This is a genomic window from Streptomyces sp. NPDC101132, assembly GCF_044759225.1.
GTDB lineage: Bacteria > Actinomycetota > Actinomycetes > Streptomycetales > Streptomycetaceae > Streptomyces.
The window spans coordinates 314,684-326,612 of record NZ_JBIVYX010000010.1; the positions used below are offsets into that span (position 1 = coordinate 314,684).

7 protein-coding genes and 1 tRNA gene are annotated in these 11,929 nt (G+C 75.8%); 1 reads left to right on the plus strand and 7 read right to left on the minus strand.

Translation table 11 applies throughout. From position 1 onward, the window contains the following. Positions 1-185: 185 nt before the first annotated feature. Together ACIQUR_RS24270 and ACIQUR_RS24275 are read right to left on the minus strand one after the other, a co-directional pair. Positions 186-1,940 carry an SPFH domain-containing protein gene (locus ACIQUR_RS24270; RefSeq protein ID WP_403667839.1) on the minus strand — a complete coding sequence of 585 codons (1,755 nt, stop codon included), beginning with the start codon at positions 1,938-1,940 and terminating at the stop codon, positions 186-188. Positions 1,941-4,864: 2,924 nt separating this feature from the next. Beyond that, positions 4,865-6,271 (minus strand): peptidoglycan-binding protein, encoded by a 1,407-nt coding sequence (locus tag ACIQUR_RS24275; RefSeq protein WP_403667961.1) that lies wholly within the window; start codon positions 6,269-6,271, stop codon positions 4,865-4,867. A gap of 194 nt (positions 6,272-6,465) precedes the next feature. Here ACIQUR_RS24275 and ACIQUR_RS24280 point away from each other — a divergent pair. Further along, a tRNA-Lys gene (locus ACIQUR_RS24280) sits at positions 6,466-6,539 on the plus strand. Positions 6,540-6,607: 68 nt separating this feature from the next. On the opposite strand, the gene ACIQUR_RS24285 is transcribed toward ACIQUR_RS24280, so the two are convergent. The 5 genes from ACIQUR_RS24285 to ACIQUR_RS24305 form a co-directional block, all read right to left on the minus strand. Then, positions 6,608-7,426: a class F sortase gene (locus tag ACIQUR_RS24285; protein WP_403667842.1), complete on the minus strand. Its 819-nt coding sequence runs from the start codon at positions 7,424-7,426 to the stop codon at positions 6,608-6,610. Next, complete coding sequence (locus ACIQUR_RS24290) at positions 7,426-8,016, minus strand: hypothetical protein (protein WP_403667844.1); 591 nt, start codon at positions 8,014-8,016, stop codon at positions 7,426-7,428. Before ACIQUR_RS24290 ends, ACIQUR_RS24285 begins: the two co-directional genes overlap by 1 nt. A gap of 237 nt (positions 8,017-8,253) precedes the next feature. After that, positions 8,254-9,033 (minus strand): HAD-IIA family hydrolase, encoded by a 780-nt coding sequence (locus ACIQUR_RS24295; RefSeq protein ID WP_399956597.1) that lies wholly within the window; start codon positions 9,031-9,033, stop codon positions 8,254-8,256. Between the two features lie 122 nt (positions 9,034-9,155). After that, a complete protein-coding gene (locus tag ACIQUR_RS24300) occupies positions 9,156-10,673 on the minus strand; it encodes an alkaline phosphatase family protein (protein WP_403667848.1) in 1,518 nt (505 codons plus the stop codon). 120 nt (positions 10,674-10,793) lie between these two features. Then, positions 10,794-11,861 carry a 2-aminoethylphosphonate ABC transporter substrate-binding protein gene (locus tag ACIQUR_RS24305; protein WP_403667851.1) on the minus strand — a complete coding sequence of 356 codons (1,068 nt, stop codon included), beginning with the start codon at positions 11,859-11,861 and terminating at the stop codon, positions 10,794-10,796. Positions 11,862-11,929 lie beyond the last annotated feature (68 nt).

The window sequence follows — 11,929 nt, forward strand, 5'->3', positions numbered from 1 at the left end:
GCGGGGATTCAGGTCTAGACCAAGTCCCAGACTATTGACGGCAATTGGCCATGTCCAGACCAATGGGTGAAGGAGGACGGACCGGGCGGCGCGACGGTCCGTGCCCGGCCCGGCGGCGCCCGGACGACGGAACGGCCGACGCGCGGGGTGCGCGTCGGCCGTTCGGTCTCCGGTGGTCCGCGGGCCTAGTCCTGGCGCCCGGTGTAGAAGGCCACGGTGAGGTCCTTCACCAGGGCCTTGCGCTCGTAGTCGTCGAGCTCGACCAGGCCGCGGGAAGTGAGGCGGTTGACGGTGTCGTCGACGGCGTCGACGACCGAGTTCAGCACCGCGTCCCGGTGCTTCGCGTCGATGGCGGCCACCCGGCGGCGCCGCATGGCCGCGGCGACCTCGGGGGCGTACTCGATGCGGGTGGGCTGGGCGGAGTACACCTCGATGCCCGCCACCTCGGTGTCGGCCGCCAGCATCCGGGTGAGGGCGTCCCCGACGGCCTCGGCGTCGCGGAGGGTCGGGGCGTCCTCGTGGAAGGCGTCGGCCGGGAGCCGGGAGAGCACGCGGGCCATGGCGGACTCGACCTGCTCGGCGAGGTAGTCGGTGTGGTCCTCGACGGCGAGCGCGGCGCGGGCGGTGTCCTTGACGCGCCAGACGACCTGGACGACGACCTGGAGGGCGAGCCCGCCCGCGTCGACGGCCGGCATCGGCTCGCTGCGCCAGTGCCGGAGGCGTACGTCGACCCGGCGGCGCAGCAGCGCGGGGCTGACCCAGACGAGGCCGGTCCGGCGGACCGTGCCGCGGTAGCTGCCGAAGAGGGTGAGCACCCAGGCGTGGCCGGCCCGGCCGCGGCCGAGCCCGCCGAGGGCGACGAGGGCCACGACGCCGAGGGCCGCGAGGGCGGCCCAGTGGTACCGGGTGGGTCCGGCGCCCGCGGCGATCCCGAGGGCGTCGGCCACCCGCCCGGGCACGAGACCGGCCTTCACCGCGACCAGCGCGGCCCCGGCGGCCGCGCCGGCCCCGGCCAGCACCCCGACCCACCCGGGCACGGCGGGCCCCCGCCGCTCGCGGAGCACGGGGTCCACGGGAGGCGCGCTCCGCGCCCCGGTCCCCCAGCCGGCCTCGCCGTGCCGGGGGGTGGGGGCGGTACGGGTACGGGTGCGGGGGGCGGGGGCGGTACGGGCGCCCGGAGCCGTAGGGGTGCCGGCAGCCGTACGGGCATCGAGCGCCCCACCGCCACGGCGGCGGGCACCACCCGCGTCGGCGGTGCCGCCCCGCGCCGGTCCGGCCCCGCCGGCCGGTCCCGGAACCGAGCCCGTCCCGGCACCCTGGTCCCGGAACAGCAGGTGCACCGGGATGGCGGTGGCCCCGGGGCTCCCGATGAGGTGCCGCCCGGAAGCGATCCCGGGCCCGGGGACCCCGGCCCCGACGCGCGGCAGGTCCTGGGTGTCGTCATCGGCCACGGGCGCGGCCGCCCACGGCCCTCGGCCACCGGCGCCGCCCCCGGAGCGAACCCCCTCACCGGACCCTCGGAAGACGGCCACCTCGCAGGTCCCGCCCGCCCGGCCCCGACCGGAGCCGGCCTCCTCGCCCGGCACTCTCTCGCAGCCGCCGTCCACACGGCCCCGAACGGAACCGGCGTCCTCGCCAGGCACTCCGACGACCCTCTCGGCGGCGCCGTCGCCCCGGCGCCGGACGGGGCCGGCGTCCTCGCCGGCGACGGCCAGCTCGGAGGTGGCCGCCGCACCACCCCGGACGGAGCAGGTCTCCACCACGGGCTCCTCGGTGGCCACCGGCGCGAGCCCCGCGGCCCGTTCCGCGCGGGCGCCCCAGGCGGGCCCCGCGAGATGGGGCTCCACCGCCGCCGTCCCGCGTCCGGTGCGGACCTCGTCCGAAGCCCGGCCGTGCGTGTCGACGGGCGCCCAGGCGATGCCCCGGGGGCCGGCGGTCACCCTCGCGGACCCTTCGGCACGGGGCCCGCCACCGGCCCGCTCGGCAGCCGCGTAGGCGGCAGCCGCAGCAGCGAGTCCGCCGACGCGGGCCCCCGCCGACGGCCCTCCGGCACCGGTGCCGGTACCGGAGGCGGCCTCGCCGAGACCCGCGGCACGAGCGGAGTCGGACGCCGCGGCCGCCCCCTCGGTCCGCGTGCCGCCGACCGCCGTCGCGCGCCCATCCCGCGCGTGCCCTTCGGCAGCGGCCGCCGTCGCCGCTCCGGCAGGCCGTGCACCGAGGGGCTCCACACCTGGCTCGGCGGCAGCAGGTCCGGGTGCGGCGGGGGTGGCCGCCGCGGTGGCCTCCCGGCCGGGGGCCACCCCGGCGTCCCGGACCTCCGCCGAAGGCCCTTCGGTACGAGTGCCGGTGACCAGCGTCGTAAGCCCCTCGCCGCGGGCACCGGAGCCGACACCGGCGGGCGCCTCGTCCGCGGTACCGACGACGGCCGCCTCGCGACGCCGGGCACGGACCTCGTCCGGAGCCTGGACGCGCGCTTCGGCGGCCGCTCCCGCAGTCGCACCGGAGCGAGTGCCGGTGGTCCCCGGCGCGGAGTCCTCGGGGCGAGCACCGGTGACCGCTGTTGTGCGCGCCTCGGCGTCGGGTGCCATGGCTGCCGTCCCGGCCCTGGAGCCGCCAACTGCCCCCGGCGCGCGCCGTGAGCGGTCCTCGTCCCGGGCCGGAGCGTGCGCTTCGGATGCGGCCGGGTCGCCGGCCGCCTCCGCGCGGCCTGCGGGCCGGGCCCCGGAGGCGTCGGCGCCGAGACAGTCGCTGCGGGCCGACGACGGCGCTGCCGTGCGGATGACGTCCGCCGGTGCGGGCACGGACGGAGCCGGCGGGAGGGTGGCATCGGGGCGCGGCCCGCCGGGGGCCGCGGACTGGTCGCCGAGGGGCCCCGTCCGGCCTTCACCCGCCTCGGAGCGGGCAGCTCGGGAGGGCGCGCCTCCGGTCGTGTCCGTTTCCGTGGAGGGCGGTTCGGCGGAGGGGCGACGTCCGGCGACCACTGCGCCGTGGTCCCCGGCAGCCCTCGGTACGGGAGCGTCGGCCACGTGCCCCGCCACCGCAGGGGCGGCCTCGTGCCCCGCTGCCGCAGGGGCGGCCACCTCGCCGGACCTGCCGGCCGCCTTCGCCTCCGGCGAGCGCGGCTCGGCCACCGTCGTACCCCGGTCCGCGGCCGCCCCAGGTGCCGGGGCGTCGGTTTCGTGCCCCGCTGCCGCGGAGGCGGCCACCTCACCGGGCCTGCCGGCCAACCGGGCCTCCCGCGCGTACGGTTCGGCCACCGTCGTGCTCCGGTCCGCGGCAGCACCGCGTGCCGGAGCGTCCGCCTCATGCTCCGCGGGCGCGGGGGCGGCGGCTTCGCCGGACGCGCCCCGTGTCTTGCGGCTCTCGGTCGTGGTCCGGGGTTGCGGTGCCCGGTCCGCCCCGGGCGCGGGGTTGTGGCGCGGGGCGCCCGACCGTGGCGGGGCCACCTGCGGGTACTCGGGCGGGCCGGCCGCTGCGGAGGTGCGGGTCGGCTTCCCCGCGGGGCGCGCCGGCTCCTCGGGGGCCACGAGGCGGAGCACCTCGTCCGTGTACGCCTCCCACTCCTGGGCCGTCGAGGCGGACCCTCCGGGCTTCCCCGGCGCGCCGTCCGCGTCCTCCGCCGCCGGCGCGTCGGCGGGGTTCACCGGCATCAGGCCCCACGCGGATCGCTCCGCCCCGCGCCGCGTGCGGTCGGTGGTGGCGGGCGCGCCGCCGGCCGCTCCCGAAGCTGCGGGCGCAGGACCGGCGGTAGTGGGGCCTTCTGCAGGCGCCCCCGCCGGTGCGGCGGGTGGGACCGGGGATGAGCCGGCCTCCTGGGTCCCGGACCCTGCCGCCCCTGCCGTGGTGGGCCCGGCCTGCCCTGCGCGGGCCGGTTCGCCGGACGCCGGGGCGGCTGCGGCCGCCGCGCTGGGCGCCGTACCGGCGTGCCCCGCCACTGCGTTCGGCGACGGGCTCCCGGATGACTCCGGCAGCAGCCCCCACGCGGAGCGCCCGGCCGGGCGACTGCCGGCAGGCGGGCCATCCGGCCGCCTATCTGATCCCCCGGACCGGGCCTCCGCTGCTGCGGCGGCGAAGGAAACCGCGCCCGGTACGACGGCCGAGGGGGCAGCCGGAGCCCCGTCCGAAGTGGCCGGCACCGAGGCCGAGGCGGCCACCGGCACGGCAGCGCTCGCCGAGGACGGCACGCCCCGCGCGGCAGCAGCCGGCACCCGACCCGACCGGCCCGTCACCGCGCCCTCCTCCGGCACAGCGAGCGCCGCCGGAGCGGTGCTCGGCGCGACCGTGAACGGGACGGAAGGACCGCTCGGCGCGGCGGCGGCCGTAGCCCTGGCCGGCGAAGTCGCCTGCGGCGCAAGGGAGTCAACCGGCATGGCGACCGAGGCTCGGTCCGCGGCCGCCACCGGCGTGGCGGAGGCTGGTGCCGTCTCCGGCGGGGCGGCGGAACCCGCCCCCCGCGTGCCGGTCCGCAGGGCCGAGACCACACCCGGCGTGACGGCCACCCCGGCCGCGGGCGCGCCCGGCCCGGCGGCGCCCGGGCCCGAGCGCGAGCCCGGCTCGGCGGCGGCCGAAGTCGCCCCCCACTGGGCGGCAGCAGCCGGATCCACGCCCCGATCAGCCGGGGTTGCAGCGGTGCTGCCCGCGGCCGCCGCCCCCGGTCCGGAAGCCGTGTCCGGTACGGGAGCGGCCGGGGCGGAGGTCCCGGCCGGCACGGCAGTGCCCGGCGCCGAGGTGGCGTCCGGTGCGGCCGGGACCGGAGCTCCGCCCGGTGCGGCCGGGGCCGGGGTGGGCGGGGTTCGGTGCGGCCCGGCGAGGGTCGCGTCGCCCGTCGTCGATGTGGTGTGCGAGGGGTACATGCTTGCCTCCGTCATGCGAAGAGCCGTCGCCAGGTTTCCGGGCCGGGGTAGCCGTCCGCCGCCGCGCCCCGCCAGCCCTGGGCGCGCTGGAAGGCCTCGACGTTGCGGCGGTCCGCCTCGTCCCAGCTCGGGCCCGGGCCGGACGTGTAGTGCTTGCCGAAGCCCTTCTTCACGAGCTGCCGGCCGAGGGCCGTGACGGCCGGCGAGGACCGGCCCGGCCGGAAGACGCCGCGGCCCGGGTACGGCGGCGCCTTGGTCGTGCTCCCGCCCCCGGTGCCGGTGCCACCACCGGCACCCGTACCGCCCCCGCCGCCGCCAACGCCCCCGGCACCCGTACCGCCCCCGCCGCCGGTACCGCCTCCCGTACCCCCGCCGCCCCCGATGTCCTTGCCCTTGCCCTGCACCAGCAGCTGCCAGGTGTGCGGGCCCGGGAAGCCGTCCGCCTCGGTGCCCTTCCAGCCCTGCGCCCGCTGGAAGGCCCGGGTCGCCAGCCGGTCGGCCTCGCCCCAGCGCGGCCCCGGCCCCTCGCGGTAGAAGCGCGCCGCGCCCCGCTGGACCAGCATCCTGCCGAGCCGCGTCACGTGGGCGTTGTTCGCGCCCGGCCCGAAGGCGCTCCGCCCCGGGTACGCGGCCGTGCCGCCGGGTCCCGGGTTGCCGGCGTCCGGCTTGTCCGGGTCCACCAGCACCCCGCCGGTCACGCCGTTGTACCGGTACGGCAGGTACTTCGTGGCGTTGTTCCAGTACCCGTACGGCGTCGACTGCACCCGCGTGTGCGGGCGGGTCTGCTCGTACGCCCGGTAGTGCGTCTTCGTGTGGTCCGTCCAGCCGCCGAAGAGCGTGACGTGCGAGCCCGAGGTCGGGTCGGCCGGGTTGTGGAAGAGCAGTATGTCGCCGGGCAGCAGCTCGTCCTTGGTGATCCGGGTGGCGAACTTGTCCAGGCTGCCGGTCCACTCGTTCGACCCGAGGTTCCAGGCCATCGAGACGAAGCCCGAGCAGTCCTGGCGGTACCCGTCGCTCCAGTACTTGGACATGCTGTACGGGACCTTCGCGTCCAGCCACAGCTTCGCCCGGTTGATGATCGTCGCGCGGTCGGTCTTCTTCTCGGACAGCGTCGTGGCCGACACCACCGAGTCCGGACCGTAGAGCGGCGCCGGAGAACCCTGCGGGGTGCCCTCGTCCTCGTCCGCGGCGGGCACGGTACGGCCCGCCGCCCCGGGGGCCACGGCGGCGGCCGCGCCTCCCCCGCCCAGCACCACGCCCGCCGCCGTGACCATCACCAGCGCGCGCCGCGCGCCCTGCGCCCCCGGGTGGCCCCCGTCCCTGAGGGCCAGGGTGCGGGCTTCGGCGCGCTGCGCGGCGCAGCCGGCACAGGGGCAGTCGGTCGCGGGCTCGTACTCCTCGAACTCCGGCGTCGGCATCTGCGTCGTCATGCGGTTCCGTCCACTCCCCTGGGGTCAGCTCGTACCTGCTCGTACCTGTCGAGGCGTCAGGTCCTCCTTCGGCCAGACACATAGTGCACAGAGAAACCGACGAATATGGGTTAATCGGACAAGCCGGGCGTGGCTGGTCACGAGCACCTCTGGAGGTGGGGTAGAGTTTTCTCTGTCAGCAGGCGCCGCTAGCTCAGTTGGTTAGAGCAGCTGACTCTTAATCAGCGGGTCCGGGGTTCGAGTCCCTGGCGGCGCACCGACGGAAGAAGCCCCTCGCAGCAGCGAGGGGCTTCTTCGTATTGTCGTATTGGCCCTACAGTGACGTCAGGCCTCCCGTGTACGGCCCCCGGGCTTCTCCCGCAGTCCGGGCGCGCCCGCGGTCGAGGACCGGCCCGGCCCGAGGTCCCGGGGAGCGGGCTCTCGGCCGGGCCCGGTGAGGACCCCGGCCGCCGGTTCCGCGCCCGCCGTCACCTTCGCGCCCGTCGTCTCCTTCGCGCCCTTGACCGTGTCCGTCAGGTACGCGGAGACCACCACGTTCGCCGTGTACTGCTTCGCCACCCGGTCGTACGTACCCCCGCACGTCACCAGCCGCAGCTCGGCGCGCCCGCGCACCCGCGGCCCGTACACCTTGTGCGCGTCGAACCGGTCGCGCTCGTAGACCTGCACGTCCTCGACGGTGAACTCGGCGACCACCCCGTCGGCCCGCACGATCCGCACCTTGTCACCCTGCCGCGCGGAGCTGAGCCCGTAGAACACGGCCGGCTTCGAGCGCGTGTCCACGTGCCCCACCAGCAGCGCCGCGCCCGGCGCGCCCGGCTGCGTACCGCTGCGGTACCAGCCCACGGTGCCGGGCTGGTCGTACGGCGGCGGGTCGATGCCGCCGTCGGAGTCCAGGCCCCGGGGGACCACCGGGGCCTGGATGCCTATGGAGGGCACGTCGACCCGCTGCGGGAGCGCCCCCGCCAGCGGGGCGTGCGGGGCGGGCAGACCCAGCACGATCATCGATCCGGCGGTGCCCGGTCCCGGCCCCGGCGGTACGCCGGTGATCTCCCGGCCCCACAGCCAGAGGCCGAGCACGAGCACCGCCCAGGCGGCGCCGGTCAGCAGCCGCGAGCCGGACGCGGGGCGGTCGGCGTCCGCCATCAGTCCCCGCTGCGGCGGCGCCGCAGCTTCAGCGCCCGGCCCGCGACGGCGATGGTCGCGGCCCCGGCCAGCACCGCGCCGATGGCGGTGTGCAGCATCCCCGGCCCGTCGCCCGCGTCCTCGCGCTTGGCGGCCAGCTCGGTGGCCATGCCGCCGCCGCCCGCGTGCACGGGCCAGACCGGCGAAGGGTGGTGGGTCGGCTGGTGGTCGTTGCCGCGGTGCTCGATCTGGATGGACCCGGTGGCCTTGCCGTCCTTGCCGTCGCAGGTCACCCGGATGGTGTGCCAGCCCGGCTGGGCGTGGGAACTGATCATCGCCTCGCCGTACAGCGGGTTGCCCTTGCCGTCGCGGCCGGACAGTTCCGCGTCGGCGACGAAGACGGACGACTTGGCGGCACCCGTGGTGCCGTTGCAGCCGTTGACGCGCAGCTCGATCTGCGCGCCGGGATGGGCGGTGGACGGGGTCGCCCACACCGTGCCGCGTTCCTCGCCGGCCTGGGCGAGCGGTGCGTAGGCGGCGGACGCCACGGAGACGGTCAGCAGGGCGGCGGCCGCCCCGGTGGCACGGAGAGCGAGCAGAGCAGTGCGCATCGTGAACCTCCTGGTACCGGCAGGTTCACGCGCCGTGGCGGCCGGCGCATCCCGGGGGGCGTGTCGCTGGCCCGTACGGGTGCGGCCACACCCCCCTTGGGAGGAAGCCGGTGGGGAAGGCGGTCGGGATGCGGCCGATCCGGGCAGGACGCGGCCGATCCGGGCAGCACGCGGCCGATCCGGTCAGGGCGCGGCGGAAGCAGGGTCGTCCCCGGCCGGCCCCGGGGCGCGGGCGCCTCAGACCAGGTCGACCAGGTCCGCGATCGAGTCGACCGTCTTGGACGGCCGGAAGGGGAACTTGTCGATGTCCGCGGGCGTGGTCAGGCCGGTCAGCACCAGGAAGGTCTTCATCCCGGCCTCCAGCCCGGCGAGGACGTCGGTGTCCATCCGGTCGCCGATCATCGCGCTGGTCTCGGAGTGCGCGCCGATGGCGTTCAGGCCGGTGCGCATCATCAGCGGGTTCGGCTTGCCGGCGAAGTACGGCTTCTTGCCGGTGGCCTTGGTGATCAGTGCGGCGACCGCGCCGGTGGCGGGCAGCGGGCCCTCGGTGCTGGGGCCGGTCTCGTCGGGGTTGGTGCAGATGAACCGGGCGCCCGCGTTGATCAGCCGGACCGCCTTGGTCATGGCCTCGAAGGAGTACGTGCGGGTCTCGCCCAGCACCACGTAGTCCGGGTCGTGGTCGGTGAGGATGTAGCCGATGTCGTGCAGCGCGGTGGTCAGGCCCGCCTCGCCGATGACGTAGGCGGTGCCGTGGGGGCGCTGGTCGTCGAGGAACTTCGCGGTGGCGAGGGCGGAGGTCCAGATGTTCTCGACCGGCACGTCGAGGCCCATGCGCTGGAGCCGGGCCTGGAGGTCGCGCGGGGTGTAGATGGAGTTGTTGGTCAGGACCAGGAAGGGCTTGCCGGACTCGCGCAGCCGCTTGATGAAGGCGTCGGCGCCGGGGATCGGGGTGCCCTCGTGGATGAGGACCCCGTCCATGTCGGTGAGCCAGGATTCGATCGGCTTGCGCTCTGCCACGGGACTGTTCTCCGCTCTGCGGTGGCCTCCGACCTCGGTGGTCGCTGGTCTGTACCACCCTATCGGGGCCGGGCCGTGGGCGTCGGTGACGTCCACGGCCCGGGACGGGCGCGGCTCCGGGGTCAGTTCAGGGTGACGTCGTCGACCGTCCAGAACCAGTTGTTGGCGCCCGTGTAGCGGAAGCGGACCTGTACGTCGGTGGCCCCGGCCGGGACCTGCAGGGTGACGGCCTCGGTCCTGGCGACCGCGTCGGCCGTGTGGCTCTTGACGACCGTCGGGGTGCCGCCGTCGTACGAGACGAGGACCTGGGCGGTCTGCGGGGCCTCGTGGCGGTAGTGGGTCCGGTAGCGCAGGGTGCGCGTGGTGCCGCCGGTCACCGCGTACTTGGGGCTGACCAGCGTGGAGTCGAAGGAGCCGGTGTGGGTCTTGTCGTCCCACTCGTCGGAGTCGGCGACGGCGAAGACGTCACGGGAGCGGACGTTGAGCTCGCGCCACTGGTCGCGCTGCGCCTGGGTCCAGAACTCGTCGGTGGCGAAGGACCATCCGGCCCACTCGGTGACGCCGCCGCTGCCCATCCGGGAGTTGTCGACGGACCAGCCGGCCGGCGGGGTGCGGGTGAAGCCCTTCACCGTGGCGCCGATGCCGGTCTCGTCGACCCGCGTGCGCAGGGACGGGCGGAGGGTGTCGAAGGCGTCGTCGTCGGCGGCGCCCAGCGTGAGGCCGTCGACGGCGGTGGTGCCGGCGTGGACGTGGTCCAGGGCGATGGCGGCCACGTCGACGAGGCGTACGTCGTCGCGTACCGAACCGGCGGGGATCCCGGCGCCCTTGGCGATGACGAAGGTGCCGCGCTCCTGGATGGTGGAGCCGCCGTGGCCGCCCGCGTCGGTGTGGCCGTGGTCGGTGGTGACCAGGATCTTCCAGTTCTCCTGGGCGTACGTCGGGCGGGCGGCGACGGCGTCGAGGAGCTGTCCGACCAGGGCGTCGACCCGGGCGATCGTGTCGAGGTACTGCTGGCTGGCGGCGCCGTGGGAGTGGCCGGCGACGTCGACCTCGCCGAGGTAGACGAAGGCGGCGTCCGGGTTGCCGTCGCGCAGTTCGGTGGCGGCCGCGGCGGCGATCTTCGGGTCCTCGTTGCGGTAGCCGTCGCGGTCGCCCTTGAGGCTGAAGCGCTTGTCGACCTTGGCGGAGAAGATCGGGCCGTTCTGGTCGGTGGAGGCGATGGGCTCCCAGTCGGCGGCGGCGTAGGTGTTGAGCGCCGGGTTGGTGTTCTCGGCCCGGGTCAGGAAGTCGGGGTGGGCGGTGTAGTTCTTGCCGGTGAAGGAGTTGTCCTTCACGCCGTGCTTGTCGGGCCAGACGCCGGTGGCGATGGTGGACCAGCCGGGGCCCGAGGACGTGGCGGCCATCGGGCCGGCGTACAGGGTGCTCCTGGCGGTGAGGCCCTGGCTCATCAGGGCCTTGAGGCGGGGGGCGTTGGCGGCCTTGACGCGGTCGAGGACCACGCCGTCGAGGCCGATGACGAGGACCTTGTCGGTGTGGGCGGTCGCCGCGGCGGGGGTCGCCTGGGCGGGGACGCCGGCGGCGAGCAGCGCGGTGGCGGTGGCGGCCACGGCGAGGGTGCGTCCGAGCAGGACGGTCTGCACGTACTCCTCCTGGAGCGGGTAGCGGTGCGCGAAGGGTTCGGGCGGGGGGCCAGGTCGGGTGGGATCAGGTCGTCCGGGGCCCGGCGGGCCGGAGTGCACCCGGCCCCGGCGGGCGGGCCGTCAGGAGCCGGTCGCGGACTTCCACGCGTCGACGTACGCGGTGAGGTTCTCGTCGATGTCGGCCCAGTCCGGCTCGAAGACCTCGACCCCGCCCATGAGCTTGGTGAGTTCGACGGCGTTGGCATCGGTCGGCTTGACGTCCGTACGGGCCGGGAAGCCGCCGCCGACCTCGCTGACCAGCTTCTGGGCCTCCTCGCCGAGCAGGTGGTCCAGCAGCTTCCTGCCGTTCTCGGAGTGCGGCGCGCCCGCGACCAGCCCGGCCGCGTACGGCAGGGCGAACGTGGTGGGCTTGCCGCCCTCGCGGGCCGGGAACCAGATGCCGAGGTTCGGCATGGACTTGGACTGGGCGAAGTTCATCTGCACGTCGCCGTTGGCGACCAGGAGTTCGCCCTTGTCGGTCTTGGGCGCGAGCTTGCTGGTGGAGGAGGACGGGCCGACGTTGTTGGCCTGGAGCTTCTTCAGGTACTCCAGGGCCGGCTGCTGTCCCCCGAAGTCGTGCATGGCCTTGATGAGGACGGCCGTGCCGTCACCCGCGACGCCGGGGGTGGAGTACTGGAGGCGGCCCTTGTACCTGCCGTCCAGCAGCTGCTCCCAGGTCCTGGGGGCCTGCGCCAGCTCCTTCTTGTTGTAGACGAAGCCGAAGTAGTTGTTGACGACGGAGGTCCACTTGCCGTCGGCGGCCTTGTCGGCGCCGTTGACCCGGTCGGACCCCTTGGGCTGGTACGCCTGGAGGAGGCCCTTGCCGTCGGCCTGCTGGATGAAGGGCGGGAGGGTGACGAGCACGTCGGCCTGGGTGTTGGTCTTCTCGCGGACGGCGCGCTGGACCATCTCGCCGGAGCCGCCCTCGACGTACTTGACCTCGATGCCGGTCTTCTTGGTGAAGTCGGCGAAGACCTTGTCGTACCAGCCGTCGCCCTTCTCGCCCTTGAGGCCGTCGGCGCTGTAGACGGTGACGACCTTCTCGCCGTCGGCGGAGTCGGCGGCGGAGGAGCCGCAGGCGGTGAGGGCGGCGGCGAGGGCGAGGCTTCCGGTGACGGCGGCGCAGGCGCGCGTCAGGTGGCGGGACACGGGGTTCACATCTCCTCGGGAGGCAGGGGGTGCCGGGGGGCGGTGCGGGGGGTGAGCGTGGCTCGGCG

Coding starts and splice junctions, on each gene's coding strand:
- ACIQUR_RS24285 (WP_403667842.1), bottom strand. CDS start 7,426: ATGGCGGACGCCGACCGCCCCGCGTCCGGCTCGCGGCTGCTGACCGGC.
- ACIQUR_RS24290 (WP_403667844.1), bottom strand. CDS start 8,016: ATGCGCACTGCTCTGCTCGCTCTCCGTGCCACCGGGGCGGCCGCCGCC.
- ACIQUR_RS24275 (WP_403667961.1), bottom strand. CDS start 6,271: ATGCCGACGCCGGAGTTCGAGGAGTACGAGCCCGCGACCGACTGCCCC.